Origin of the sequence: Mycolicibacterium iranicum (assembly GCF_002101705.1) — a bacterium.
Lineage (GTDB): Bacteria > Actinomycetota > Actinomycetes > Mycobacteriales > Mycobacteriaceae > Mycobacterium > Mycobacterium iranicum.
The window spans coordinates 303,186-328,511 of the sequence record NZ_LQPC01000026.1 but is presented as its reverse complement, the minus strand read 5'-3'; the positions used below and the strand labels follow the sequence as shown (position 1 = coordinate 328,511).

The 25,326-nt window shown below is 66.7% G+C and carries 29 protein-coding genes; 19 read left to right on the top strand and 10 right to left on the bottom strand.

Annotation, left to right across the window (positions count from 1 at the left end; genetic code table 11):
* The first annotated feature begins 76 nt into the window (after nt 1-76).
* The 10 genes from AWC12_RS09085 to AWC12_RS09040 are packed head-to-tail and all read left to right on the top strand — an operon-like array spanning nt 77 to nt 8,410.
* Nucleotides 77-355: a putative holin gene (locus AWC12_RS09085; protein WP_024446110.1), complete on the top strand. Its 279-nt coding sequence runs from the start codon at nt 77-79 to the stop codon at nt 353-355.
* Nucleotides 348-782, top strand: a complete 435-nt coding sequence (locus AWC12_RS09080; protein ID WP_234813896.1) for a hypothetical protein — start codon at nt 348-350, stop codon at nt 780-782. Before AWC12_RS09085 ends, AWC12_RS09080 begins: the two co-directional genes overlap by 8 nt.
* A 58-nt stretch (nt 783-840) precedes the next feature.
* Nucleotides 841-2,427 (top strand): ABC transporter substrate-binding protein, encoded by a 1,587-nt coding sequence (locus AWC12_RS09075; protein ID WP_234813894.1) that lies wholly within the window; start codon nt 841-843, stop codon nt 2,425-2,427.
* A complete protein-coding gene (locus AWC12_RS09070; protein WP_085173704.1) occupies nt 2,415-3,458 on the top strand; it encodes an ABC transporter permease in 1,044 nt (347 codons plus the stop codon). The genes AWC12_RS09075 and AWC12_RS09070 overlap by 13 nt, the downstream gene beginning before the upstream one ends.
* Nucleotides 3,455-4,255 (top strand): ABC transporter permease, encoded by an 801-nt coding sequence (locus AWC12_RS09065; RefSeq protein ID WP_234813893.1) that lies wholly within the window; start codon nt 3,455-3,457, stop codon nt 4,253-4,255. Before AWC12_RS09070 ends, AWC12_RS09065 begins: the two co-directional genes overlap by 4 nt.
* Nucleotides 4,249-5,010, top strand: a complete 762-nt coding sequence (locus tag AWC12_RS09060) for an ATP-binding cassette domain-containing protein (RefSeq protein ID WP_024446105.1) — start codon at nt 4,249-4,251, stop codon at nt 5,008-5,010. Before AWC12_RS09065 ends, AWC12_RS09060 begins: the two co-directional genes overlap by 7 nt.
* Nucleotides 5,007-5,624, top strand: coding sequence for an ABC transporter ATP-binding protein (locus AWC12_RS09055; RefSeq protein WP_085173701.1), 618 nt, complete (start codon nt 5,007-5,009; stop codon nt 5,622-5,624). The genes AWC12_RS09060 and AWC12_RS09055 overlap by 4 nt, the downstream gene beginning before the upstream one ends.
* A gap of 6 nt (nt 5,625-5,630) precedes the next feature.
* Complete coding sequence (gene lpdA, locus AWC12_RS09050; protein WP_085173699.1) at nt 5,631-7,025, top strand: dihydrolipoyl dehydrogenase; 1,395 nt, start codon at nt 5,631-5,633, stop codon at nt 7,023-7,025.
* Nucleotides 7,026-7,304, top strand: coding sequence for a hypothetical protein (locus AWC12_RS09045; RefSeq protein WP_024446102.1), 279 nt, complete (start codon nt 7,026-7,028; stop codon nt 7,302-7,304).
* A 14-nt stretch (nt 7,305-7,318) separates the two neighbouring features.
* Nucleotides 7,319-8,410 (top strand): GGDEF domain-containing protein, encoded by a 1,092-nt coding sequence (locus AWC12_RS09040; protein WP_085173697.1) that lies wholly within the window; start codon nt 7,319-7,321, stop codon nt 8,408-8,410.
* Nucleotides 8,411-8,416: 6 nt separating this feature from the next.
* Here AWC12_RS09040 and AWC12_RS09035 read toward each other — a convergent pair whose 3' ends face one another.
* The 3 genes from AWC12_RS09035 to ramB form a co-directional block, all read right to left on the bottom strand.
* Nucleotides 8,417-9,385: an alpha/beta fold hydrolase gene (locus AWC12_RS09035; RefSeq protein ID WP_085173695.1), complete on the bottom strand. Its 969-nt coding sequence runs from the start codon at nt 9,383-9,385 to the stop codon at nt 8,417-8,419.
* A gap of 67 nt (nt 9,386-9,452) precedes the next feature.
* Entirely contained in the window at nt 9,453-10,028 is a 576-nt protein-coding gene (locus tag AWC12_RS09030; protein ID WP_085173693.1) for a carboxymuconolactone decarboxylase family protein, read from the bottom strand.
* Complete coding sequence (gene ramB / locus AWC12_RS09025) at nt 10,025-11,470, bottom strand: acetate metabolism transcriptional regulator RamB (protein WP_085173691.1); 1,446 nt, start codon at nt 11,468-11,470, stop codon at nt 10,025-10,027. The genes AWC12_RS09030 and ramB overlap by 4 nt, the downstream gene beginning before the upstream one ends.
* A 146-nt stretch (nt 11,471-11,616) precedes the next feature.
* On the opposite strand from ramB, the gene AWC12_RS09020 reads away from it, so the two are divergent.
* The 3 genes from AWC12_RS09020 (at nt 11,617) to AWC12_RS09010 (ending at nt 14,955) form a co-directional block, all read left to right on the top strand.
* Nucleotides 11,617-12,390: an acyl-[acyl-carrier-protein] thioesterase gene (locus tag AWC12_RS09020; RefSeq protein ID WP_200864979.1), complete on the top strand. Its 774-nt coding sequence runs from the start codon at nt 11,617-11,619 to the stop codon at nt 12,388-12,390.
* A gap of 280 nt (nt 12,391-12,670) precedes the next feature.
* Nucleotides 12,671-13,963 (top strand): isocitrate lyase, encoded by a 1,293-nt coding sequence (aceA, locus tag AWC12_RS09015; RefSeq protein ID WP_085173689.1) that lies wholly within the window; start codon nt 12,671-12,673, stop codon nt 13,961-13,963.
* A 137-nt stretch (nt 13,964-14,100) separates the two neighbouring features.
* Nucleotides 14,101-14,955: a 3-hydroxybutyryl-CoA dehydrogenase gene (locus tag AWC12_RS09010; RefSeq protein ID WP_085173687.1), complete on the top strand. Its 855-nt coding sequence runs from the start codon at nt 14,101-14,103 to the stop codon at nt 14,953-14,955.
* 105 nt (nt 14,956-15,060) lie between these two features.
* Here the strand turns inward: AWC12_RS09010 and AWC12_RS09005 are convergent, their stop codons facing one another.
* The gene (locus AWC12_RS09005) at nt 15,061-15,945 is read right to left on the bottom strand and encodes a polyphosphate kinase 2 family protein (protein ID WP_024446094.1); all 885 of its coding nucleotides are present in this window, start codon (nt 15,943-15,945) and stop codon (nt 15,061-15,063) included.
* Nucleotides 15,946-15,949: 4 nt separating this feature from the next.
* A complete protein-coding gene (locus tag AWC12_RS09000) occupies nt 15,950-16,654 on the bottom strand; it encodes a TetR/AcrR family transcriptional regulator (protein WP_024446093.1) in 705 nt (234 codons plus the stop codon).
* Between the two features lie 98 nt (nt 16,655-16,752).
* Here AWC12_RS09000 and AWC12_RS08995 point away from each other — a divergent pair, with 98 nt between their 5' ends.
* The 6 genes from AWC12_RS08995 to deoC all read left to right on the top strand — a co-directional run bounded on the left by AWC12_RS08995 (nt 16,753) and on the right by deoC (nt 20,742).
* A complete protein-coding gene (locus AWC12_RS08995; protein WP_207576399.1) occupies nt 16,753-18,108 on the top strand; it encodes a DUF445 domain-containing protein in 1,356 nt (451 codons plus the stop codon).
* 98 nt (nt 18,109-18,206) lie between these two features.
* On the top strand, nt 18,207-18,695 hold the full coding sequence (locus tag AWC12_RS08990; RefSeq protein ID WP_085173685.1) for a helix-turn-helix domain-containing protein: 489 nt from the start codon (nt 18,207-18,209) through the stop codon (nt 18,693-18,695).
* The gene (locus AWC12_RS08985; RefSeq protein ID WP_085173683.1) at nt 18,688-19,323 is read left to right on the top strand and encodes a heparin-binding hemagglutinin; all 636 of its coding nucleotides are present in this window, start codon (nt 18,688-18,690) and stop codon (nt 19,321-19,323) included. The genes AWC12_RS08990 and AWC12_RS08985 overlap by 8 nt, the downstream gene beginning before the upstream one ends.
* Nucleotides 19,324-19,379: 56 nt before the next feature.
* Nucleotides 19,380-19,661 carry a DUF2516 family protein gene (locus AWC12_RS08980; protein WP_085173851.1) on the top strand — a complete coding sequence of 94 codons (282 nt, stop codon included), beginning with the start codon at nt 19,380-19,382 and terminating at the stop codon, nt 19,659-19,661.
* Nucleotides 19,661-20,062 carry a DUF2599 domain-containing protein gene (locus AWC12_RS08975; RefSeq protein ID WP_024446088.1) on the top strand — a complete coding sequence of 134 codons (402 nt, stop codon included), beginning with the start codon at nt 19,661-19,663 and terminating at the stop codon, nt 20,060-20,062. The genes AWC12_RS08980 and AWC12_RS08975 overlap by 1 nt, the downstream gene beginning before the upstream one ends.
* Complete coding sequence (gene deoC / locus AWC12_RS08970; protein ID WP_200864977.1) at nt 20,059-20,742, top strand: deoxyribose-phosphate aldolase; 684 nt, start codon at nt 20,059-20,061, stop codon at nt 20,740-20,742. Before AWC12_RS08975 ends, deoC begins: the two co-directional genes overlap by 4 nt.
* On the opposite strand, the gene AWC12_RS08965 is transcribed toward deoC, so the two are convergent.
* The 5 genes from AWC12_RS08965 to AWC12_RS08945 form a co-directional block, all read right to left on the bottom strand.
* On the bottom strand, nt 20,739-21,596 hold the full coding sequence (locus tag AWC12_RS08965) for an LmeA family phospholipid-binding protein (protein WP_085173681.1): 858 nt from the start codon (nt 21,594-21,596) through the stop codon (nt 20,739-20,741). The two genes, deoC and AWC12_RS08965, sit on opposite strands and share 4 nt — an antisense overlap.
* On the bottom strand, nt 21,593-22,417 hold the full coding sequence (locus AWC12_RS08960; protein ID WP_085173679.1) for a carbon-nitrogen hydrolase family protein: 825 nt from the start codon (nt 22,415-22,417) through the stop codon (nt 21,593-21,595). Before AWC12_RS08960 ends, AWC12_RS08965 begins: the two co-directional genes overlap by 4 nt.
* 17 nt (nt 22,418-22,434) lie before the next feature.
* Nucleotides 22,435-23,631, bottom strand: coding sequence for a globin domain-containing protein (locus AWC12_RS08955; protein ID WP_085173677.1), 1,197 nt, complete (start codon nt 23,629-23,631; stop codon nt 22,435-22,437).
* Entirely contained in the window at nt 23,628-24,077 is a 450-nt protein-coding gene (locus AWC12_RS08950) for an RrF2 family transcriptional regulator (protein WP_085173675.1), read from the bottom strand. The genes AWC12_RS08955 and AWC12_RS08950 overlap by 4 nt, the downstream gene beginning before the upstream one ends.
* A gap of 89 nt (nt 24,078-24,166) precedes the next feature.
* Nucleotides 24,167-25,315, bottom strand: a complete 1,149-nt coding sequence (locus AWC12_RS08945; RefSeq protein ID WP_024446082.1) for an agmatinase family protein — start codon at nt 25,313-25,315, stop codon at nt 24,167-24,169.
* Between the last annotated feature and the right edge of the window lie 11 nt (nt 25,316-25,326).

The following is a 25,326-nucleotide window of genomic DNA, read 5'->3' as shown; positions in this document are numbered from 1 at the left end:
GTGCTGTTATGTCGTACGCACGAAAATGCGGCGCGCCGTGAGGAATACGGCCGCCAGCGGCGTTATCGTCAGTGACGTGATCCCGTTGCCACGAGCATCGGTCCTCGCCGGAGTGATGATCATCGGAGTCGCTTTGGGGATGATGGCCGCGCTCATCGCCGCCGTCGAAATCACTGCGACGGTAAGACCCGACGTCGTGATCGGCGCTGTCATCGGTGTTCCTAGCGTGATCGGCATGCTGATGATCCTGTTCTCGGGCAAGCGGTGGGTGACCGCCGTCGGCGCCATGATTCTCGCGATCGGGCCGGGCTGGTTCGGTGCGCTCACCGCGATCCAGGTGGCTTCCGGTGTCTGAGCAAACCCAGTCGTTCACACCGGAATTCACCGGGAGCATCCCCGTGCAGACGATGGTCGACGACCCGGCCTATGCCAGCGAGCTGCCACCGCATCCGCCCGCGCAGCCGATCGTCGTCCCTGGCATCCCGCAGTTCGTGGGCCGCGGGCGGTTCCTGCTCGTGGTCGTCGGCCTGTGGCTGGCGGGTGCCGCAGCAGGGGCGGGCCTCTACTACTGGTGGTTCCAGTCACTCGACAAGGCGATGCCGATCTTCGCGGTCCTGGTCTTCGTTGTGGCGTGCATCGTCGGAAGTCTGCTGACCGCGATGGTCCAGGAGCGGCCGAACATCGCGGCGATGTCGTTGGCGCTGATGTCGAGCCCACTGGCGGCGGCGATCGGCGCGGGAGTGCTGTACGCGAGTGTCGGCTTCGGCTGGATCGTCATCTAGCGCTGCCCAACCTATGAGGTGACTGGACGCATGTCGCTTCATGTGTTCACATACACACATGAAAAGGCGAGTCGTCGTGGCGATCGGAGCGGCAGCTGCGCTGCTCGCAGGATGTTCTACCGCTGCAAATGACAGCGCCACCGGCTCGTCGTCCGACCAGATCGTGCTGGCCGAGGGGTACGAGCTCGGCGGTTACAACCCGGTCAACGGCTACGGCGAGACGGGCGTGTCACCGTTCTACGACGGGCTCTACCGTCCCAGCGCCGACACCGACTCCGTCGTTCCCGAACTCGCCCCGGCGCTTGCCGAGCGGGAACCCGAACCGGCCGGACCCAACCGGTGGCGCATCTTCCTGCGCACCGGCGTCGCCTTCTCCGATGGCAGCGCCTTCGACTCCGCCGACGTCGTCGCCACCTACGCTGCCGTGCGCGACCCGGAAGTGGCGTCCGAGATCTCCACCTCGGTAGCGCCCATCGTGGCGATCACCGCCGACGGACCCGACTCCGTGACCGTCGAGCTGACCACTGCAGCGAACCCGAAACCCTATCTGCTGCTGGGGATCCTGCCGTCGGAGAAGATCGAGGCCAAGCCGGCGGCCGACTGGGCGGTGAACACCGCCCCGGTCGGCACCGGGCCCTACCGGCTCGACAGCCTACGTCCCGATCAGGCGGTCCTCGTCGCACGTGACGACTACTGGGGCCAGCCGGCTCAGGTCAAACGTCTCGTCTACACCTACGCGCCCGACGACAACGCGAGGGCGCAGAGCATGGTCTCCGGATCGGTGGACGGCACGAATCTGCCCCCGAGACTGATTGATTCGGTCAAAACCGACGAGGTGCAAACGGTCGCAGCGGAATCCGCGGATTGGCGCGGCATCGCACTGCCTGCCGGAAACCCGTTCACCGCCGACGTCGCGGCGCGTCTGGCGATGAACCTCGGCGTGGACCGGGAGGCGATGGTGCGCGACGTTCTCGTCGGGTATGGACGCCCGGCGAGCACCCCGGTGGCGCAGGCTTACGGGGACGCCTACAACGCGCAGGCACAGTTCACGTTCGACATCGACCGGGCACGGTCGCTGCTCGACGAGGCGGGCTGGCGACCCGGCGGCGACGAAATTCGTGAAAAAGACGGTGCGCGGGCATCTTTCGAGCTGCTGTACAACGCGCAGGACACACTGCGGCGAGACCTCGCGGTGGCCTACTCGGCGGCGATGAAGCCGCTCGGTGTCGAGGTGCGTCCGCGCGGCACCAGCTGGGACGAGATCGACACCCGCTTCGGTGATTCCGCGGTGGTGCTCGGCGGTGGATCCACGCCCTACAGCATCGACTCGCAGGTGTACGACACACTGCACACCCGCGTGCCCGACTCGTCGCCCTACTCGAACCCCGGGAACTTCACCGCACCGGGGCTCGACGACATGTTGGAGAAGGCAAGCCGGTCGGAGTCCGGTCCGGCGAAGGACACGCTTTATCGCGACATCCAGACCGCCTATGCCGCCGCACCGTCGCACATCTTTCTCGTGTTCCTGGACCACACCTACGGCTACCGCGATCTCGGGTGGCAGCAGAGTGCCCCCATCATGGAGCCGCATTCGCACGGGGTTTCGTGGGGTCCGTGGTGGAACCTGCAGGCATGGAAGCGCTAGGCACGCTGGCTCCGGGGACAGCCCGCGAGCACACTCCCGCGGGCCGGCCCGCCGGCCCGCTCCGTGCTGCGGTCAGGTTGCTCGCGCTCCGGACCGCGATCGCTGTCCCGCTGACCGCGGCAATCTCAGCGGCCATCTTCGCGGTCGCGTCGCTGTCGCCCTTCGACCCGTTGGCCGCGTACCTGGGTGGCAACTATCAGTTCGCCACCCAATCTCAGCGCGACGCGATGCGCGAGGCCTACCGGACCGACCGGCCCTGGTATCAGGCTTGGTGGGAGTGGGTCGGCGGGTTGTCGCGCGGTGATCTCGGGTGGTCGTCGACGCAGTCGCAACCCGTGACAAACGTTCTGGCCGAACGCCTTCCGTTCACCCTCGCGCTGTCCGGCGCCGCGCTGCTGACCGCGACGGTGCTGGCGATCGTGCTCGGGTGCCTGGCGGGGATGCGACGGGGCGGCATGCTCGACCGGGTTTGCACCGGGTTCGCGGTGACGTTCGCCGCCGTCCCGCCGTTCGTCGTGTCCCTGGCCCTCGTCGTCGTGGTGGCGGTCGGACTGCGCTGGCTGCCCGCATCGGGCGCCGCCGCGCCAGGAGCCGACTACACGATCGAAGGCGTTCTGCGGCACGGGGTTCTACCGTGGATCGCGCTCACCGTCTCCATGATCCCGTGGCTGCTGCTGACCACCCGCACGGCGGTGGTGGCCAGTATCGACTCCGACGCGGTGCGCGGCGCCCGGTCCCGCGGTGTCCACGGCTGGACGCTGCTGCGCGGCCATGTCGCGCCGGTGTCCGTGCTACCGACCCTCGCGCTACTGGGCACCAGGCTCCCGGAGCTGATCGCGGGTGCGGCGATCGTCGAAACGGTGTTCGGTTGGCCCGGTATGGCGGCGGTTCTGGTGAATTCCGCCGCCGCCCTGGACTTCCCGTTGCTCGCCGCGCTGACCGTCGCCGCCGCGGTTGCGGTGCTGGCCGGGTCCGCTCTCTCGGACGCGGCGGCCGTGGCCGTCGACCCCCGCGTAAGGATCACCGCGTGAGGCGCGACGCTGCGTGGATCGTGCTCGGCGTCATCGTGCTTGCCGCTTTGGGGATTCCGATGCTCGCCGGTGAGCAGGTCGCCGACTTCTCCGCGGCTCTGCGTCCGCCGAGCTTCGAGAACCTCGCCGGAACCGACCATTCGGGTTATGACCTGCTGGTCCGCACCGCCGAGGGGCTGCGGGTCTCGCTGCTGATCGCTGTTGTCTGCGCACTGTTCGCGACTGTTCTCGGTCTCGCGATCGGGGTGGCCGCGGCGCTGGCCGGCGGATGGTTCGACGCGATCGTGATGCGACTCGTCGATGGCTTCAACGCGCTGCCGCACCTGGTGCTCGGCATCGTCATCGCCGCGATGTGGCGCGGTGCGCCGCTGGCCATCATCGCGTCCATCGCACTGACCCACTGGCCTGCCGTGGCGCGGGTCGTGCGCGCCGAACTTCTCGCCGTCGCCGACGCAGGGTGGGTCGAGACCGCGCGACTGGCCGGGGCGTCACGGTGGTTCGTCGCCCGCAGTCACCTGCTTCCCGCCGTGACGGGTCAAGCCCTGGTCGCGATGGTCGTCCTTCTGCCGCACGCGGTGTGGCACGAATCCACGCTGTCGTTCCTCGGCGTCGGGCTTTCCCCGGACCGGGCCAGCCTGGGCACGCTGCTCAGCGAAGCCCGTGGCGACATCCTGACCGGTGCGTGGTGGACCCTGGCCGTGCCCGCGGTCGCGCTCATCGCCACCGCGCTCGCCTTCGCCGCCGCGGGCACCGCGATTCGCGACCGCCGTCGTGCTCCCGCGGGGCAGGTGTGGTGACCCGTCTAGCCGGTGTCACGGTCGACATCAACCTGCGACGCGGTCGGGATTCGACCGTCGTCCGCGTCCTCGACGACGTCAGCCTGGTCGTGCCCGCGGGTCGGGTCACGGCATTGATCGGTGAATCAGGATGCGGCAAGTCGCTCGTCGCAGCCGTACTCAGCGGGCTCGTTCCACCCGGCTCACACGTGCGGGGACAGGTGTTCATCGGCGACACCGAGGTGCGATCCGACGACGAGCGGGCCTGGCGCGCACTGCGAGGCCGCCACATCGGCGTCGTGCCGCAGTCGGCGGCGACGTCGTTCACCCCGGTGCGCACGATCGGCTCCCAACTCGCCGAGGTCTGCGACCGGCTCGCCGCTGACCGCGCCCCGAAGCAGTTGTTGACGGCCGTCGCGCTGCCGGCGGACGTGACGCGGCGCTATCCGCACGAACTGTCCGGCGGCATGGCGCAGCGGGTCGCGATCGCCGCAGCCCTGGCCGGCCGGCCGGGACTGCTGATCGCTGACGAGCCGACCTCTGCGCTCGACCCAGACAACGCGGCGCTGATCTGGCGACTGCTCGGGGATGCGGCGGCCGACGGCGCCGCCGTGCTCGTCATCACGCACGACATGCCGTCGCTGCGGCGCGCGGGAGTGTGCGATGACGTCGCGGTCATGGCGCGAGGCTCTGTCACGACTCAGGTGCCGCTCGCCGAAGCGATGTCTGGCACCGACCTGTACGTGCGGACCCTGCTCGGAGCGGTGCCGGCATGACGGGGCTGGAGGCGTCCGGCATCACCGTCACGTTCGACGGTGTGACGGTGCTCGACGGCGTCGACCTCGTCGCGCCCGCGGGGTCAGTCACCGGCGTGACCGGCCCATCCGGCAGCGGCAAGACCACACTGCTGCGCGTGCTGTCCGGGCTGCAGCGCCCGGACGCCGGGGAGGTCACCTACCGCGGACGCCCCACTGCGCCGACGGGTTCGATTGCGCTGCTGGCCCAACATCCGCGGCTGGTCTGCAACCCGCGCTGGACGCTGGGACGAATCGTCGCCGAGCCTGCGGTGATCCGTCGTGAACGAATCGACATCGACGAGATCGCCGTTCGAGTCGGGCTGGAGCCCGAGCTGCTGGACCGCTACCCGGGACAGGTCAGCGACGGTCAGTTGCAGCGCGCCTGCCTGGGGAGGGTCCTGATCCAGCGGGCAGAGGTGGTGCTGTGCGACGAGCCGACCGCGATGCTCGATCCGATCGCGGCGGAGGCGGTGTCGGCGATGCTGCGGGAGATCGCGGCCGACGGCGCAACGGTCGTCCTGGTCAGCCATGACCCTGCGCTGATCGAGCGTTTGACCGCACACGCGCTCGCCTTGCCGCGACCATTAGGGTAGGTAGACGTGACCCACTATGACGTCGTCGTTCTCGGAGCCGGCCCCGGCGGATACGTCGCGGCCATTCGCGCCGCCCAGCTCGGGCTGAGCACCGCCATCGTCGAACCCAAGTATTGGGGCGGCGTGTGCCTCAACGTGGGGTGCATTCCGTCGAAGGCGTTGCTGCGCAACGCCGAACTCGCGCATATCTTCCACAAAGAGGCGAAGACGTTCGGCATCAGCGGGGAGGCGAGCTTCGACTACGGCGCCGCCTTCGACCGCAGCCGCAAGGTCGCCGACGGCCGTGTGGCCGGGGTGCACTTCCTAATGAAGAAGAACAAGATCACCGAGGTCCACGGCTGGGGGAAGTTCACCGGGGCCAAGGCGATGACCGTCGACCTCAACGAGGGCGGCACCGAGGAGCTGACCTTCGACAACGCGATCATCGCGACCGGATCGAGCACCCGCCTCGTCCCCGGCACCTCGCTGAGCGAGAACGTGGTCACCTACGAGAAGCAGATCATGACCCGTGATCTGCCCGGGTCGATCATCATCGCCGGCGCCGGAGCCATCGGCATGGAGTTCGCCTACGTGATGAAGAACTACGGCGTCGACGTCACGATCGTCGAGTTCCTGCCCCGTGCGCTGCCCAACGAGGACGCCGAGGTCTCCAAGGAGATCGAGAAGCAGTACAAGAAGCTGGGTGTGAAGATCCTGACCGGCACCAAGGTCGAGTCCATCACCGACAGCGGTTCCGAGGTGACCGTCAAGGTCTCCAAGAACGACAAGACCGAGGAACTCAAGGCCGACAAGGTCATGCAGGCCATCGGCTTCGCCCCCAACGTCGAGGGTATCGGGCTTGAGGCGGCGGGCGTCGAGCTGACCGACCGCAAGGCCATCGGCATCGACGACTACATGCGCACCAACGTCAGCCACATCTACGCGATCGGTGACGTCACCGCCAAGCTGCAGCTCGCCCACGTTGCCGAGGCCATGGGTGTGGTCGCGGCGGAGACCATCGCCGGCGCCGACACCCTGGCGCTCGGCGACTACCGGATGCTGCCCCGCGCGACGTTCTGTCAGCCGCAGGTTGCCAGCTTCGGCCTCACCGAACAGCAGGCCAAGGACGAGGGCTACGACGTCGTCGTCTCCAAGTTCCCGTTCACCGCCAACGGCAAGGCCCACGGCCTCGGCGACCCGACCGGCTTCGTCAAGCTGATCGCCGACAAGAAGCACCTGGAACTGCTCGGCGGCCACCTCATCGGCGCCGACGTCGCCGAGTTGCTGCCCGAGCTGACGCTGGCGCAAAAGTGGGACCTCACCGCCAATGAGCTCGCGCGCAACGTCCACACCCACCCGACCCTGTCGGAGGCGATGCAGGAGTGCTTCCACGGCCTGGTCGGCCACATGATCAATTTCTAGTTGAGGTCGATCTGGGTCGCCGGCATCGGCGGATTGGTGGTCGGCCACATCGTGTGGCTGGCCGCCATCTCGTTTGCCATCGCGTCTGAGAACGTGTCCACCTGGGTGCTCGTGGTCGCTGGGGTGTCCTTCGTCGTCGGGGCGGCCGCTGCTCTGTTGGGCCGGCACAAGTGGCGGCAGAAGACGCCGGAGTCCGAGACGTGGGCGGCGTTCCTGTGGGGGCTACCGATCACTCCGGTGCTGTTGTCGGTAATTGTGCTCGGGGTGACCTACCTCTAGGCCAGAATGGCCCGGTGGGGGACGGAACCGCAGATATCAGGTTGTTGCTGCGGCAGTGGTGGAATCAGCGCGACGAGTACCAGTGGCGGATCGACTTCCTGCGCACCCGCGGCCTGCTGAAGGTTCTACGCTGGCTGATCGCCGGTATCGGCGCCGTGATGGGCGCGCTCTCCCTCGTCAACGTCTTCTTTCCTCCCGGCGCCGACGGCTTGCTATTCCGCATCGGCTGGGCTGTCACAGGTATCGGCTCGCTGGCATGGGCGCTGCGCTGGTCGTTGCTGCCATGGCCGACGGTCCGGGAGTCGGCGGCGCTGCTGGTGTACGTGGACGTGCTGATCACGCTGTCGGCGCTGATGTTCGGCGACCCCAATTTCGCGATGTCGGGAATACCGCTCCTTCTCTGCGCGGGTGGTTACGTGGTCTTCTTCCACGGGCCGCGACTGCATCTGTTCCACATTGCCTGGAGCGCAGTCGCCGTGGGTGGCATTGCAGTGTGGCTGGCCAGCGCCTACCCCGATTACGGATTCCAGGTCGGGGTGTCCCGTGCCGTCATCGCGCTGGTGGTCACCGTCTGCATCCTGCCCGCGCTGCAGTTCGGATTCTGGTTGCTGCAGGGCAGTTCCAAGCAGTCGCTGACCGATCCGCTGACCGAACTGACCAACCGGCGCGGTCTGGCCGTGTCGGTGAAGCGGCTCAACGAACGTGCTCCCGCCGAGACGACGCTGTGCGCCCTGATGATGGATCTCGACGGCTTCAAGCGGATCAACGACACCCTGGGGCACGCGGTCGGCGATGAGGTGCTGATCCGCACGGCGCGCCGCATCAAAGAGAATGTGCGCGAGGACACCGTCGTCATCCGTTGGGGTGGTGAGGAATTCCTGGTTGTGGACCGGTTGCCGGAGCGTGAGATCGGCTTGCTCGCCGAACGGATCCGGGCGGCGATCGCGGCCCCTGCCCAGCCGACGGTGACGGTCAGCATCGGGCTGGCAACCGGCACCAGCGCCGGTCCTGATCTCATGGACGTGATCGACGCGGCCGATGCCGCGATGTACCGAGCCAAGGCGTCGGGTGGGAACCGGGTCGTGGCTACCCGAGCGGTGGCTTAGGATCTGTCAAAGCTGTTGGTGCAGTTCGCTTTTGGCGTCGCGGCGCAGATGCTGTGCCAGGAATGCGAGTACGTCGTCGGCTTTCGCGAAACCGCCGAGGTGGCTCTCGTCGGGCATCAGCAGAAGGTCGACGTCCGGTAGATGCTCGGCGGCCGCCTGCGCGTCGGCCAGGCCGATGATCGAGTCGGCGTCGCCGTGCCACCACCGCACCGGGACCTTGACGTCGGCAAGGCGAAAACCCCAGTCGACTCCGAAGAGTCGGGCGTCGTCGAGTAGAGCCTGGAAGCGACCGTTGATGACGTGGACGATGTCGTCGATGAACATCGCCTCGATCTCCGGGTTGGCGAACACCCGCTTGTCGCCGTCTGGCATGGCCGACGCGAGACCCGAATAGGCCAGATGGGCGAGCGGAATCACCGGTATGAGCATGCCCGTGGTCATGGCGGCGAACGGGCGACGCAGCGCTGAGGTCACCGCAGACATCTTGCGGGCCAACGCGATCGCGCCGCTGCACGTCGCATCGGGTCCTACCGACGGTGTGACGCCACCGAGCACGGCGACGGCGGCGACGCGGTCCTTGAGCGCGGGCATCCCGGCGCACGACAGTGCGTACGGTCCGCCGCCGGACAACCCGGCCACGCCGAGCTTGTCGGCGCCGAGAACATCGGCGACATGGGCCATGTCGTCGGCCCAGTCGCCGATCCGCTCGTAACGGTGGGCGTCGCTGAGCCCGGCCCCGGCGCGCTCGACCAGGACCACCCGCAGCCCGAGCTTCTCGGCCGCGCGCCGCCCGACGATCGGGAGCTGCCTGCGACCGCCCGGGGTGCCATGGAACCAGAGCACGACGGGACCGGTCGGATCGCCGAACTCGGCGTAGCCCAGGCGTCGGCCGCCAGGCAGGAAGAACGTGCCCTCGGCGCGCGGCGGTTCGCAGCGAGGGACGCCCGGTGGGTGGCGCCACGGGTTGGAAAGCATGGACCAATGGTAGCCGCAGGGTTTACACCTGCGGTCGCCTGTGTCACGGCGGCGCCGCCCGCGACTGTCAGTCCGGGAAGTCCAACGGCACTTGCAGCGTCGATATCGTCGCCGCCAGGCCGTCGTATTGTGCTGCGAGCAAACAGAATTCGATCAGCTGCGGCTTCGTATAATGTCCCGCGAGCTGCTGCCACGTCTCGGGGGAGACGCCGCGCGTGACGACGAACTCGTCGGTCGCGGTGATCAGGATCCGCTCGCGGTCGGTCAGGCCCTCGGCGTCGGGGCCGTTGAAGATCCGGTCCTGGGTCAGCTTGTCCAGACCGCGCGAGCGCGCGAGCCTGCGGTGCTGCTGAAGCTCGTACTCGCAGCCGCGCAGATGCCCGACACGCAGGATCACGAACTCGGCATCGCGGCGCGACAGCTTGCCCGCATAGAGCAGATGTGCCGACAGCGGCAGCCAGACCAGGAACAGGGACCTGTGCCTGCCGAGCACGTTCATCAGGCTGAAGCGCGGACGGCGGATGCCCCGGGCGCCCACCTTCGCGATGGCCCAGTTGAGCGGACCGAGCTCTTTGAAACCGCCGGGCGGTATGCGTGCGGGGCTCGTCTGCCCTTCGCGCGAGCGCTCATCGGAAGAACTCATGACTGCCTCACCAGGTACGGCGACACCGTCGAGCGGTGCTCGTCGACGTCGAGTGCGCGTCCCAGAGCAGGGAAAGCACGCTGCGGACAGTTGTCACGTTCGCACACCCGGCAGCCGGCGCCGATCGGCGTCGCTGGCACGTTGGGGTCACCGGTCACCAGGCCTTCCGAATAGACCAGCCGCTGCGCGTGACGCAGTTCGCAGCCGAGGCCGATCGCGAACGTCTTACCCGGCTGACCATAGCGCGCCGCACGTCGCTCCACGGTCCGCGCCACCCACATGTAATGGCGCCCGTCGGGCATCTCCGCGATCTGCACCAGGATCTTGCCGGGGTTGGCGAAGGTTTCGTAGACGTTCCACAGGGGACAAGTGCCGCCGCTGGACGAGAAGTGAAAACCCGTGGCGGACTGGCGTTTCGACATGTTTCCGGCCCGGTCGACCCGGACGAACGAGAACGGGACACCTCGCATCGACGGCCGCTGCAGGGTGGAGAGCCGGTGGCAGATGGTCTCATAGCTCACGGCGTAGTACGCGGACAGCCGCTCGATGTCGTAGCGGAACTGTTCTGCCACGGCGTGGAACTGCCCGTAGGGCAGCACGGTGGCGGCGGCGAAGTAGTTGGCCAGGCCCATCCGCGCCAGCTTCCTGGACTCCTCACTGGTGAAATGGCCCTCGTCAACCAGTCTGTCGATCAGATCGCCGCACTCCAGGTACGCCAGTTCGGCCGCCATCCGGAACACCCGCTGACCCGAGGACATGTGTGCACCGATTTCGAGGCGCTTTGTCGCGGGGTCGTAGCGGTGCAGTACCCCTTGCGGATGTGACGAGCCGAGATCGACGCTGCGAATGACGGTGACGCCGTGGACGAATCGCAATCGGTCGGTCAGGTCGCTCGCCAGCTCCCCGCGGTGGACCCGCATGTCGGCGGTGAGTTCCTCGGCCGCGGTGTCGAGATCGTGCAGATAGTTCTGCCGTTGATAGAAGTAGTCGCGCACTTCCTCGTGGGGCATCGAGATGGACCCCGAGCCGCTGCCCCCCGAACTGCCGACATGGAACCGGTCTTCGGTGGCGGCGGCCAGTTGTGTGGTCGTGAGCTGATAGCGACGGTGCAGGTTGACCATCGCGCGTGCCAGCGCAGGATGAGCACCGACCATGTCGGCGACCTCGGCGGGGTCGACGTCGACGTCGAGGTCGCGATCCATGACGACCTCACGGAGCTCGGCGATCAGGCGGGTGTCGTCCTGCGAGGCGAAGAACGTCGCATCGACCCCGAACACCTCGGTGATGCGGAGCAGCACGGCTACCGTCAACGGCCTGACGTCATGCTCGATCTGGTTCAGATAACTGGGGGAGATCTCCAGCATCTGCGCGAGCGCGGCCTGGCTGAACCCGCGCTCATTGCGGAGCTGCCGCACCCGTCCCCCGACGAAGATTTTGGCCACGATTACCAGCCTAGACAGTGTTGTGAAGGTTTGCGAAGCACGCGCTTCGCAGGATTGGCAGCAGTGGTGCTGTGGCAGGATCAGAGTCCGTGAGCACCAAGGACGTGGCCGGGAAAACGTTGGGCACCGGGCTGTCGAAGACGTTGATGCCCGTCCCCGAAGGACACCCGGATGTCTTCGACATCCAGTGGCCGCTGCGTGTCGCGGACGTCGACCGCGAGGGCAGGCTCAAGTTCGACGCGGCCACCCGCCACATCCAGGACATCGGCACCGATCAACTGCGGGAGATGGGCTACGAGGACACCCATCCGCTGTGGATCGTACGCCGCACCATGATCGACATGATCGAGCCCATCGTCTTCAAGGACATTTTGCGGCTGCGGCGCTGGTGTTCGGGCACCTCGAACCGGTGGTGCGAGATGCGTGTGCGCATAGAAGGTCGTAAAGGCGGCCTCGTCGAATCCGAGGCCTTCTGGATCAACATCAACCGGGAGACTCAAGGGCCTGCGCGCATCTCCGATGACTTCATCGAAGGGCTGCGACGAACGACCAGCGAGAGCCGGTTGCGGTGGAAGGCCTATCTGAAGCCGGGTAACCGCGAAGATGCCGAGCACATTCGCGACTACCCGGTGCGGGTCAGCGACATCGACATTTTCGATCACATGAACAATTCCGTGTATTGGAGCGTGGTCGAGGATTACCTCTACTCGCAGCCCGAGCTGATGCGAGCCCCGCTGCGCGTGACCATCGAGCATGATCTGCCCGTAGCGCTGGGGGACAAGCTCGAGATCATCCGCCACGTCTACCCGGCGGGGTCCACCGACAAATTCGGCGAAGAACTCAGCGATCGGGCTGTTACAACGCTCACATATGTGGTCGGCGAGGACGTCAAAGCGGTCGCGTCGATCTTCTCCCTCTGACTCGGGCCCTCTAAACAGTACGGGCGTACTGACCTGCGAATATTCGCTACTCGCGAGTAGATTCTGAACCGTTTCAGTCACACTGGCTCTTCGCAAGATTCGCAAATTTGCGGAAGCCGTTCGCGAAAATTGGCAAGCGAAACTGGTGGACCTGCGGTTATGGCGTGGTGCATCCTCGGGTTAGCAAGCCGGCGAACCAGCTGGCGCGTTAACAACACACTGTGGCGACGCTTCGCGAATCAGGGCCGCCACCGTTTTGCGAATTAAGGAGCAGGCCGTCATGACCAAGTCGACCGTTGGCACGCCGAAGTCCCCCGAACAGATCCAGCACGACTGGGACCACAACCCCCGCTGGAAGAACGTCACGCGCACCTACACCCCGGCCGACGTCGTCGCCCTGCAGGGCCATGTCGTCGAGGAGCACACGCTGGCCCGTCGCGGCGCCGAGGTGCTGTGGGAGCAGCTGCACGAGATGGACTTCGTCAACTCGCTCGGAGCGCTGACCGGCAACATGGCCGTGCAGCAGGTGCGCGCCGGCCTGAAGGCCATCTACCTGTCGGGTTGGCAGGTCGCCGGTGACGCGAACCTCTCCGGGCACACCTACCCCGACCAGAGCCTCTACCCGGCCAACTCGGTGCCGCAGGTCATCCGCCGGATCAACAATGCGCTGCTGCGCGCCGACGAGATCGCCAAGGTCGAGGGCGACACCTCCGTCGACAACTGGCTCGCCCCGATCGTCGCCGACGGTGAAGCCGGCTTCGGTGGCGCGTTGAACGTCTACGAACTGCAGAAGGCGATGATCGCCGCCGGTGTCGCCGGCTCGCATTGGGAAGACCAGCTCGCGTCGGAGAAGAAGTGCGGCCACCTCGGTGGCAAGGTGCTCATCCCGACCCAGCAGCACATCCGCACCCTCACCTCGGCCCGCCTCGCGGCCGACGTCGCCGGTGTGCCCACGGTGGTCATCGCCCGTACCGACGCCGAGGCCGCCACGCTCATCACCTCCGACGTGGACGAGCGCGATCAGCCGTTCATCACCGGTGACCGCACCGCCGAGGGCTTCTACCGCGTGAAGAACGGTCTCGAGCCCTGCATCGCCCGTGCGCGTGCCTACGCGCCGTACTCGGACCTGATCTGGATGGAGACCGGCACCCCGGATCTCGAGCTGGCCAAGAAGTTCGCCGAGGGCGTCAAGAGCGAGTTCCCGGACCAGATGCTGGCCTACAACTGCTCGCCGTCGTTCAACTGGAAGAAGCACCTCGACGACGCGACGATCGCGAAGTTCCAGAAGGAGCTCGGCGCGATGGGCTTCAAGTTCCAGTTCATCACCCTCGCCGGCTTCCATGCTCTGAACTACTCGATGTTCGATCTGGCCCACGGCTACGCCCGCAACCAGATGAGCGCCTACGTCGAGCTGCAGGAGCGCGAGTTCGCCGCCGAAGAGCGTGGCTACACCGCCACCAAGCACCAGCGTGAGGTCGGCGCCGGCTACTTCGACCGGATCGCCACCACCGTGGATCCCACCTCGTCGACCACCGCGCTCGCGGGTTCGACCGAAGAGGGCCAGTTCCACTAGAAGCACCGCGAGCGCGCGCGTCTGCACGGCAACACGCCGCAAGGCGCGTACACGCAGCGCACGCTCGCACGGCTTGACAGCGCAGACCCCGCCCAGAAATCTTGGGCGGGGTCTGACGCATGACAAGGAGACATCAGTTGAGCATCGAACGAGTCGGGGTTGTGGGCGCCGGACAGATGGGCGGCGGCATCGCCGAGGTGTGCGCGAAGGCGGGCGCCGACGTCATCGCGTTCGAACCGACCGAGGAACTTGCCGCTGCGGGCAAGGCCCGGGTGACGGCATCACTGGAGCGGGCCAAGTCCAAGGGCAAGCTTTCCGCCGACGACTTCGAGGTGACGCTCGCGCGCCTGAGATTCACCACGAACCTCGCCGACCTCGCCGACCGTCAGCTTGTCATCGAGGCGATCGTCGAGGACGAAGCCGTCAAGGCCAAGGTCTTCGCTGCGCTCGACGAGATCGTCACCGATCCCGACGCCGTGCTCGCGTCGAACACCTCCAGCATTCCGATCATGAAAATCGCTGCGGCGACGAAGAATCCGAGCCGGGTGCTCGGTCTGCACTTCTTCAACCCGGTACCGGTACTGCCGCTGGTGGAACTGATCAACACGCTCGTCACCTCCGACGAGGCCATCGCGCGCGTCGAGCAGTTCGCGGGTGAGGTGCTCGGCAAGAAGGTCGTGCGCTGTGGCGACCGGTCCGGCTTCATCGTCAACGCCCTGCTGGTGCCCTACCTGCTGTCGGCGATCCGGATGGCCGAAGCCGGGGTGGCCAGCGTCGAGGACATCGATACCGCCGTCGTCGCCGGGCTCTCGCACCCGATGGGTCCGCTGCGGCTGTCTGACCTCATCGGCCTGGACACCATGAAGCTGATCGCGGACTCGATGTACGACGAGTACAAGGATCCGAACTTCGCGCCGCCGCCCCTGCTGCAGCGCATGGTGGAAGCCGGTCAGCTCGGCAAGAAGTCGGGCAAGGGCTTCTACACGTACTGATTGCTGTGCCGAGAGTGCGCACAGGGCGGAGAATCGGCTGAAATTCCGCCCTGAGCGCACTCTCGGCGCGCCTGACAAGTGTGCGCTCGGCGCCGCTAAGGACGCCTAGACCGCGGCAAGCCGCTTCTTCTCGGCCTCGACATCGAAATCTGCCGGCGGCCAGGACATGTTGAGACCCTTCAGCGCCTCGATCAGCAGTTCGAGAATCGCCAGGCGGCTGTACCACTTCCGGTTGCTCGGCACGATGTGCCACGGCGCGTAGTCCGTCGACGTCCGGTCCAGCATGGCCTGATACGCCTCCTGGTACAGCGGCCACTTCATGCGCTCGTCGATGTCGGCAGGGTTGTACTTCCAAAACTTGTCCGGCCGCTCGAGTCGCTCGGCGAGCCGTTTCTTCTGCTCATCGAGGGAGACGAACATCGCCACCTTCACCAATGTGGTTCCGCTGTCGACGAGTTCACGCTCGAAGGCGTTGATCTCGTCGTAGCGGGGCTCCCACACGTCGGGCGGGACCAGGTTGTGCACGCGCACGATCAGGACGTCCTCGTAGTGGGACCGGTCGAAGACCCCGATGTGACCGGGCTGCGGCAGGGCCTTGCGGATCCGCCACAGGTAGTGGTGGGACAGCTCCTCAGGCGTCGGCTTGCCGAAGCTCCGGTAGTCGATGCCCTGCGGGTTAGCTGCTCCCACAACGTGTTTGACAATGCCACCCTTGCCCGCGGTGTCCATGCCCTGCAACACCAGCAGCACCGAGCGGGTGTCGCCGGCACGGCTGTTGGCGTAGAGCATCTCCTGCAGTTCCGCGAAGCGCACATTGCGTTCTTCCTGCAGGGTCGGCGCGTCGGACTTGCTGCCGCGAAAACCCGGGGTGGCTGCGGCGTCGATGTCGGCGACCTTGTCGCCGGGCCGGAACGTCAGCTCTTCGTGCGGCTGGTGTGTCCACAGCGACGGGAGGTCGTCGGGCTCTTTGGTGCGTCGGGTATCGGTCACAGCCCTACTCAAGCAGGGTGGAGGGCAGCACCGGGGAAGGATGGGGACTCTGCCGGAATGTCTCCAGCGATCCGTTCACCTCGACGATGCCGCACAGCGCGCTCCACGACAGCATCGTCAGATAGTCGATGAGTTCGTCGGCGGTCATGCGCGGGTTCGACATCCAGGAGTGCGTGGCCAGCTGCACCCCGCCGACGGTGTGGAACGCCCAGGGCTCCGCGCCGGCGGCGTCCATCCCGACCGAGAGCATGCGTCTGCGCAGCATGACCGCGAGCATGCGCGCGATGATCGCCTCCGAATCGGCGACGGCCTTGCTCTTGCTGGCCGAGTTGTTGGCCATCACGAACCGGTACGGCTCGGGTTCAGCGGCGACGGTCTCGACGTAGACGCGGATGACTTCGCGCGTCAGTTCGTACCCGTCCAGGTTCGACGACAGCGCCGCCGCCATGTTCGGGATCAGCGTGGTCTGCGCGAAGCGCATCATCACCGCGGTCGTGAGGTCGTTCTTGTCGACGAAGTAGCGGTACAGGACGGTCTTGGAGACCCCGATCTCGGCAGCGATCTCGTCCATGCTGACGTTGCTGCCGAGCCGGCGGATGGCATCTAGCGTGCCATCGACGAGCTCGTTGCGGCGCTCGACCTTGTGCTGGTGCCAGCGCCGTTTGCGTCCATCGGTCTTGACCGCCACGGGCGGGGATTGTTGTGCCACTATCGCGCAGATCCGTTCCCTAAGTCCGTCTCAATAGTACGGTGGCCAGCGCTAGCTGGCGGTTCGGACGGCGCCTGGTGAGGCACACGGGTCTTCACATGGATGATGGACACGTGGCACACCGATCCGAGGGCGCCGGCTCCCCGCCGGCGGTCCGAGAGACCCGCGAACGCCGGAGCTTCGCCGAGGCGCTCGCCGGTGTCGACTCCGCCGCCGACGCCGCACGGCGGCGCGGACTGCGGCGCATGAAGGTCGTGGCGTTGAGCTTCCTGCTCGGGGCCACCGCCGTCTTCCTGTTCTGCACGTGGTGGCAGTCGACCGGCGCACCGCCCTGGGTGGGCTATGTGCGTGCTGCCGCCGAAGCCGGAATGGTCGGCGCGCTGGCCGACTGGTTCGCCGTCACCGCGCTGTTCAAGCACCCGCTCGGGATCCCGATTCCGCACACCGCGATCATCAAACGCAAGAAGGACCAGCTCGGTGAGGGTCTCAGCGACTTCGTGCGCGAGAACTTCCTGTCCCCGGAGAACGTCGAGACGAAGCTGCGCGACGCCGACGTCGCCAGCCGCACCGGCAAGTGGCTGGCACATCCGGCCAACGCGGAGCGGGTGGCGGCCGAGGTGTCGACCGTGTTGCGGGTGCTCGTCGAGATGCTGCGCGACGACGACGTCCAGCAGCTTCTGGACCGGATGATCGTGAAGCGAATTGCCGAGCCGCAGTGGGGGCCGCCGATCGGACGCGTGCTGACCTCGCTGCTGGAAGAGGGGCGGCAAGAAGCGCTGCTGCAGCTGCTGGCCGACCGCGCGTTCCAGTGGTCGCTCGATGCCGACGAGATCATCGAGCGCGTGATCGAGCGGGACTCGCCGACGTGGTCACCGCGCTGGGTGGATCATCTGGTCGGCGACCGCATCCACCGCGAGCTGATGGACTTCACCGACAAGGTGCGCCGCAACCCGGACCACGAGCTCCGTAAGTCGGCCACCCGCTTCCTGTTCGAATTCGCCGGAGACCTGCAGAACGACGAGGCCACGATCCAGAAGGCCGAGAACGTCAAAGAGCAGATCATGTCGCGAGACGAGGTCGCGAGGGCGGCCGAGACCGCGTGGGGGGCGGCCAAGCGCATCATCCTGGAGTCGGTGGAAGATCCGTCTTCCACGCTGCGGAGCCGCATCGCCGACACCGTGGTGCGCATCGGCGAATCGTTGCGCGACGATGCCGAGCTGCGCGACAAGGTCGACAACTGGATCGTCCGCGGCGCGAACCATCTCGTCGGCGAATATGGGGCGGAGATCACAACGATCATCACCGACACGATCGAGCGCTGGGACGCCGAGGAGGCCAGCCGACGAATCGAGCTCCATGTGGGTCGTGACCTGCAGTTCATCCGCATCAACGGCACCGTCGTCGGTTCGCTCGCCGGCCTCGTCATCTATTCGATAGCTCAGCTACTGTTCTGACCTGCGCTAACGAGTGCTTGCAAAAGTTAGCACCCCGTCGTACGGTGGGATCGTCGGTACCCAATATCACGGATAACCACCGAACGAAGGGGCAACCCATGCCGCAGGATGAAAATCTTGCCGCAGTCGTGTCCAGTGCCGCACAGGACATCGGCTCGTTCATCCGGTCCCAGCGCGAAGCCGCGCAGGTATCGGTGCGGCAGCTGGCCGAGAAGGCGGGAGTTTCCAACCCGTACCTCAGCCAGATCGAACGGGGTCTGCGGAAGCCATCCGCGGACGTGCTCAACCAGATCGCCAAGGCTCTCCGGGTATCCGCCGAGGTGCTCTACATCAGGGCGGGAATCCTCGAGCCGAGCGAGACCAACGAGGTCCGCGACGCCATCGTGACCGACACGGCGATCAACGAGCGGCAGAAGCAGGTGCTGCTCGACATCTACACCTCGTTCTGTCAGCAGAACGAGGCCGCCGTGGCCGAAGCTGCAGAGGAGCCCACACCTGAACAACACAAGAATCCTCTAGAGATCTCCCAGACCCCGCTATCAATCACAGAACTCAATCCTGAGAAGGAAGGAAACAACCATGGCTGAGACCAAGAACCAGCTCGATATCGACGATTTGAAGGCCCCGCTTCTCGCCGCTGTGGGTGCTGCCGACCTGGCGCTGGAGCGCGTCAACGAGATCGTGGCCACCCTGCGCGAGCGTGCCGGCGATGCCCGCACCGACGCCGAGAGCCGCGTCGAGGAGAGCCGTGCCCGTGTCGCCAAGCTGCAGGAAGAGCTGCCCGCTCAGTTCGGCGACCTGCGTGACAAGCTGACCTCCGACGAGCTGCGCAAGTTCGCCGAGGGCTACGCCGAGGCGGCTCAGACCACCTACACCAAGCTGATCGAGCGCGGCGAGGCCGCGCTGGAGCGTCTGCGCAGCCAGCCGGCGCTCGAAGAGGCCGCCAGCCGCGTCGAGGAATACACCGACCAGGCCGTCGAGCTGACCCAGGAAGCGCTGGGCAACGTCGCCTCGCAGACCCGCGCCGTTGGCGAGCGCGCCGCCAAGCTGGTCGGCGTCGAGCTTCCGAAGAAGGCCGAGTCGGCTGCCGCCCCGGTGAAGAAGGCCGCCAAGAAGGCGCCGGCCAAGAAGGCCCCCGCCAAGGCTTCGGCGAGCACCCCGGCCAAGAAGGCCCCCGCCAAGAAGGCGCCGGCCAAGAAGGTCACCCAGAAGTAATTCGCCCCGCGCGAGAGAAAGTCGAAAAGGGGACGTAACCCGCCTAGGCTGTGAGCGTGCAGCTCCAAGGCCTCGTGAGTTACGTCCTCTTTGCGTTGCAAGTCGCCGTGCTTGTGGCGTCGGTGTATGCATTCGTGCACGCCGCCATGCAGCGTCCCGACGCTTACACGGCAGCTGAGAAGCTCACCAAACCGGTCTGGCTGGTGATCCTCGGTGTGGGCACGCTTCTCGCACTTGTTCTCGGCGTCACGGGTATCGCCATCGCGGCCGTCGCATCCGGTGTGTACCTGGTCGATGTTCGGCCCAAGATTCTGGAGATCCAAGGAAAGTCGCGCTAGTGCGCATCTTCGTCGCGGGCCTCGCGCTGGCGAGTGCCCTGGCACTGGCCCCCGCGGCGTCCGCGAGCCCGACGGGTCCGCCATACGTCGACCACGTGGAATGGGCGAAATGGGGCGATCTCTCCAGCCTGCGCGTGTATCCGACGCCGTCCGCCCGCGCCTCCTCGGGTCATGCGGGCACGGAACCGATGGCGGCACTGGCGTGGTCTGAGGTGCTCGCGCTGTCACCGGACGCCGCGATCCCCGGCATGCAGGAACAATTCCTGTGCCACTGGAATTTCGCGGAGTTCGTCGAACCCGGCAAGGTGAGCTGGAACCTCGAACCGTGGCGTCCTGAGGTCGGCTACGAGGAGATGGTGGCGAGCCGCTGTAATCCGGGCGGCACCGAAGAGCCGTTCTGATGGGCTCCTACACCCGCGCCGAGGTGGCTGCGCTCGTCGACCACACGCTGCTCAAACCCGAGGCGACCCAAGCCGATATCGCCCTACTGCTCAAGGACGCCGTCGACCTCGACGTGTATGCGGTGTGTGTGTCACCGACCTTGGTCGCGACGGCCGCCGCCTTCGACGAATGCGACGTTGTCATCGCTTCGGTCGTCGGGTTTCCCTCAGGCAAGCACTTCTCCGCGGTCAAGGCCGAGGAAGCCCGCCTCGCCGTGGCGCAGGGCGCCGCCGAGATCGACATGGTGATCGATGTCGGAGCCGCGCTCGCCGGTGAGCTCGACGCCGTCCGTGCCGACGTTGCCGCGGTGCGGCAGGCAGCGCCGCAGGCGGTGCTCAAGGTGATCGTCGAGTCGGCCGCGTTGCTCGATCTCAGCGGCGAGCCGATTCTCGTCGACGTCTGCCGGGTCGCCGAAGATGCGGGCGCGGACTTCGTCAAGACCTCGACGGGCTTTCACCCCAGCGGCGGTGCGTCACCGCGCGCCGTCGAGTTGATGGCAGGCGCCGTCGACGGCCGCCTCGGCGTCAAGGCGAGCGGTGGAATCCGCTCGGCCGCAGACGCAATCGCGATGCTCGACGCCGGTGCCACCCGGCTCGGGTTGTCGGGCACCCGCGCGGTGCTCGACGGTCTCGGCGTCTAGAGAGACGCGAAGCAGGGGTCCTGCTCGCCCTTCGGGATCGACGCGTTCTGCGTCGAGAACTGGCTCACCACACCCGAATCGGTGACCTCGACCGAATCGGCTTTGATATCCATCGGGTAGTTCTGCGTCAGTTCCGCGGTGAAAGCATCCAGCGCGGGCTGCACCGCTTCGCGCGGCAGCGTGAATCCGAGCCCGGTGACCTGCTGAACCTGCAGCGAGAGTCCGCCGTTGACGACTTCCGGCTTGGCCGTGATGCTGCCGAGCGCACCTTCGAGCTCGATGGTGCCGTCGTTGGCATTGGTGGTCACGCCGTTGACGAAGCTGCCCACCAGCGGGATGGCGCCCTGGATGGTCTCCTTGATGCCCTCGGCGCTCCAACTGATGTTGGCGACCAGCGAGCCGATGGAACCACTGGAGGTCGCGGAGTCCTCGATACGGACGTCGTTGATCTCGAGGTTGACCTTCATGCCCTTGGCATCGCGGATCTGATTGCCCGCCGTTTCGATCCGGATGTTCGTGTAGTGGCCGGACATGTGCTGCAGCAGGAACGGCGGCATCACCCCGAAGGAGGCCGACGCGTCATCCTGGACGACGCATTCGACGGTTCCTGCGACGATCGTGTCGGCGCGGCTGCGGGCGTAGAGCTCACCGCCGAGCAGGCCGGCGAACACCAGCGCCAGGACGATGACGACGGCCAGAACGATCGAGATCGGGTCGCTGAAGAGTCTCTTCAGCTTCCCCCCGGCCGACGCGCTTTCCTGGGCGGGGGGCGCCGGCGGATAGCCGGGGCCCTGCGGGAGCTGCCCCGGCGGGGGGCCTGGCGGTTGCGGCGGAGGGGCCCAGGGATCACTCACGCCAGCGATTGTGCCCTACGGGGTTGAGCTGCACCTGAGCGGTTGTGCATGACCGCGACCGTCTCGCGGGCTTTCCGTGCCGCGTCCAGGTCGATATCGCACACCAGAAGTTCGGGTTCATCACCCGCCGAGACCAGCACTTCACCCAGCGCCGACGCCACGAGGCTGCCGCCGACGCCGGTGGGGCCCAGCGCCGCGATCTCGTCGCCGGGGTAGGCCTGGCCGACGGCGGCGACCACACTGCTGGTGTCGATGGCGCGTGCCCTGGCGAGCAGCGTCCACTGGTCGAGCTTGCCGGGGCCTGACCCCCAGGACGCGTGTGCGGTGATCAGCTCGGCGCCCCGTTCGGCCAGCTCGACGTAGAGCTCGGGGAATCGGATGTCGTAGCAGAGGGTCAGCCCGACCGTCACGCCGTCGACGGTGATGACCACCGGCTCCCGGCCCGGAGCCACCGTTCTCGACTCGGTGAAACCGAACGCGTCGTAGAGGTGGATCTTGTCGTAGCGCGCCTCCACCCCGGGGCCGGTGGCGATCAGAGAATTGGTGACCCGCCCGGCAGGTTCTTCCCGGGACGGGACGAACATGCCGGCGACGACGACGATGCCCGCCCGTGCCGCGATCTGGCGCACCGCCGTCGCCCAGGGGCCGTCGAACGGTTCGGCGAGGCCGCCGAGCGGGACACCGAAGCGGACCATCGTCGCCTCGGGAAAGAGGACGAGCGAGGCGCCCGCCTCGGCGGCCCGCCCGGTGTACTCCTCGACCAGGCCGAGATTCTCCGTCGGGTCGGTACCGCTGCGGATCTGAGCGAGGGCGATACGCATGGCTGCCAGACTAAGCGCTATCCCAGCAGCCAGTCGTTGGGCGAGAACAGCTCGCAGTGCACCCGATCGGCGGGCAGTCCGCGGTCGAGCAGTTGCGGACGCACCGCCTGGACGAATCCGTCCGTTCCGCAGACGTAGACGTGTGCGTCCTTGGGGATTTCCTGCCCACCTCGAAGGTTGTCGAGCACCATTCGGCCGGCGTGCACACGGGGATCACCCGCGGTCAGACCGTCCTCGTACCAGATGGCCAGCGACGCGTTGGGCAGCGCGTCGATCAGTTCCCGCTGTCGTTCCCGCAGCGGGTGGCTGGTGTCGCAGCGGTCGGCATGCAGCGCCAGCACCGACGTCTCGGGCGCCGTGGTGGCCAGATGCTCCAGCATGCTGATCATCGGGGTGATACCGATGCCCGCCGAGACCAGCACCACCGGTACCTGCGGGCCGGGGGTGGGCAGATCACCGAAGGGCACGGTGACATCGAGCAGATCGCCGACGCGAAGGTTCGCGCGGATCCACTCCGACACCTCCCCAGCCGGCTTCACCGCGAACGTCAGATCTTCCCCGGGTGCGTTCACCAGGCTGTACTGGCGGAGCTGTCGTGCGCCGTCGGGCAGCGTCACCCCGATCGAAACATATTGACCGGGAGAGCTTTTGGTATTGGACGCGACGGTGACCAGTACCGCGCCGGACGGGTCGTCGACCCGCTGTGTCACCCGCAGACGGCGGTACACGTCGCCGTCGGCGACCCCGGCGCCGGCATAGAGGTCGTGTTCGAGCGCGATCAATGTGTTCGCCATGATCCAGAAGACCCGATCCCATGCGGCGGCGACGTCTTCGGTGACGTTGTCGGCGCCCAGGACGGCGACGATCGCGGCGAACAGATGCTCCTCGACGATCGGGTACTGATCCGCGGTGACGCCCAACGATGCGTGCTTGTGTCCGATCCGCGACAGCATCTCGGCGGGGTGCGGCAGGTCGGGATCGACCAGATGGGTGGCGAAGGTGGCGATTGACGCGGCCAGCGCCCGCTGCTGTGCGCCGTGGGCCTGATTGCCGCGGTTGAACAGGTTGCGCAACAACTCGGGATGCGCCTCGAACATCCGGCGGTAGAACTCGGTGGTGATCTCGTCGATGTGCGCACCCACCAACGGCAGTGTCGCCGAGATGATTTCGGCCTGATCGGGTTTCAGGTCCTCGCGGGTGGTAGTGACGGTCATCGACTGTTCCTCTCTGGCGGTGCTATCTGAAGGAGTGGAAGCGCAGGGCTGCGCACCAGATCTGTGATGGTGTAGCGGTCGAGTTCGGCGTAGAACGCCTCTTTGGCCTCGGCCAGCGCGCGGCGCAACCGGCAGCCCGCGATGAGCGGGCAGGTTCCCTGGCCGTGGCAGTCGATGACCTCGCGGTCGCCTTCGAGTTCGCGCACCAACCCACCGATGGAGGCGGCGCGGCCGGCGTCGGTCAACGACAGCCCGCCGACTCGGCCGCGGCGGGCATGGACCAGGCCGAGGTCGACGAGTCGGGACACCGCCTTGGCGATGTGATGTTCGGAAGCGCCTGCAGCGGCGGCGATCTGGCGGGTGGTGACCCGTTGTTCGTCGTTCTCGCCGGCGGCCAACAGCATCATCGCCCGCAGCGCCAGATCGGTGAAGCGAGTGAGCTGCATGGCTCGAAGCTACTAATTACGCATCGTGGATGCGACTTTTTCGGGTGTGCCGTCAAACACCCCGCGACGTGCGGTTTTTACACCTGCGGTTACGGACCCCAGGCGGGCCGGTCGGCCTTGGCGGCCTTGCGGCCGAGCTTGCCCGAGCGCACCTGCGCGGCGAGGCTGTCGAGGATCACGCGCGAGCTCATCAGGGCCGTCTGCTCGGCCCAGTCGTAGGGCGGCGAGCATTCCACCACCTCGATGCCGGCCAGGCCGGGCTCGGAGATCATCTTCACCAGGTTCAACGCCTCGCGCGGCAGCAGGCCGCCCGGCTCCGGCCAACCGGTGCCCGGCACGAAACCGGCGTCGATGACGTCGATGTCGAACGACAGGTAGACCGCCTTGGCGCCCTTCCACGCGATCTCTAGCGCCGTCTCCGCAATTTTTTCTATCCCGACCCGCTCGACGTCGCCGACGGTGATCACGGTCGACTTGCGTTCGCGGCCCACCTTCACGCCTTCTCGGGGGCTCTGCCACCCGCCGATGCCGATCTGCACCAGGTTCGTCGCCGGCGCGTTCTTGATATTGGTGGCGTGGAACCACGGGGTGGTGTGCATCCGCTCGTCGAGGTCGGTCTCCTGCGTGTCGACGTGCCTGTCGAAATGGATGATGCCGATATTGCCGTCCATGTAGGGCGCCATGCCACGGATCGTCGGAAACCCGATCGAGTGGTCACCGCCGAGCACGATCGGCATCACACCCTTTTGCACTACGTGCGCCATCGCGGTGCTGATCTGGTCGAAAGACTTCTCCAGATTGCCGGGGATCGTGAAGACATCGCCGATGTCGACCATGTTGAGCTGCTCGCGCAGGTCGACACCCGACTCGTAGTTGTAGGTGCCGAACAGGTTGGTGGAGCGGCGGATGCCCTGGGGGCCGAACCGCGTGCCGGGCCGATACGTCGCGCCGGCGTCCAGTGGGACGCCGAAGATCGCGACCTCGGCGTCGTCGACCTCGTTGACGTCCTCGATGAACGGGCACTTCAGGAATGTCCCGCGCTCGCCGGCGAAATGCGGCTTCTCGCCGCGGACGAACGTCGAGATCGTCCTGTCGTTGATCGTGGGAGCGGCCTCCAGGCCGTAGCTCAGGCCGCGGTCGATCTCCTCGCGCAGCCGGCGGTCGCCGAGATTGGCTTCGACCTGTTGAGCCCACGCGCCTTCGGCGTTCGGCAGGGATGGATCGGGTCGATCGGACACGAGATCTCCTC

Excerpts from the sequence above, each read along its gene's own strand:
- AWC12_RS08960 (WP_085173679.1), bottom strand. The coding sequence starts at position 22,417 with ATGCGTATCGCCCTCGCTCAGATCCGCAGCGGTACCGACCCGACGGAG.
- AWC12_RS08990 (WP_085173685.1), top strand. The coding sequence starts at position 18,207 with ATGCCGCAGGATGAAAATCTTGCCGCAGTCGTGTCCAGTGCCGCACAG.
- AWC12_RS09055 (WP_085173701.1), top strand. The coding sequence starts at position 5,007 with ATGACGGGGCTGGAGGCGTCCGGCATCACCGTCACGTTCGACGGTGTG.
- AWC12_RS09020 (WP_200864979.1), top strand. The coding sequence starts at position 11,617 with ATGCCCGTCCCCGAAGGACACCCGGATGTCTTCGACATCCAGTGGCCG.
- AWC12_RS08995 (WP_207576399.1), top strand. The coding sequence starts at position 16,753 with ATGGATGATGGACACGTGGCACACCGATCCGAGGGCGCCGGCTCCCCG.
- AWC12_RS09075 (WP_234813894.1), top strand. The coding sequence starts at position 841 with ATGAAAAGGCGAGTCGTCGTGGCGATCGGAGCGGCAGCTGCGCTGCTC.
- AWC12_RS09030 (WP_085173693.1), bottom strand. The coding sequence starts at position 10,028 with ATGAGTTCTTCCGATGAGCGCTCGCGCGAAGGGCAGACGAGCCCCGCA.
- AWC12_RS08955 (WP_085173677.1), bottom strand. The coding sequence starts at position 23,631 with ATGACCGTCACTACCACCCGCGAGGACCTGAAACCCGATCAGGCCGAA.
- AWC12_RS09035 (WP_085173695.1), bottom strand. The coding sequence starts at position 9,385 with ATGCTTTCCAACCCGTGGCGCCACCCACCGGGCGTCCCTCGCTGCGAA.
- AWC12_RS08950 (WP_085173675.1), bottom strand. The coding sequence starts at position 24,077 with ATGCAGCTCACTCGCTTCACCGATCTGGCGCTGCGGGCGATGATGCTG.
- aceA (WP_085173689.1), top strand. The coding sequence starts at position 12,671 with ATGACCAAGTCGACCGTTGGCACGCCGAAGTCCCCCGAACAGATCCAG.
- AWC12_RS09070 (WP_085173704.1), top strand. The coding sequence starts at position 2,415 with ATGGAAGCGCTAGGCACGCTGGCTCCGGGGACAGCCCGCGAGCACACT.
- AWC12_RS08985 (WP_085173683.1), top strand. The coding sequence starts at position 18,688 with ATGGCTGAGACCAAGAACCAGCTCGATATCGACGATTTGAAGGCCCCG.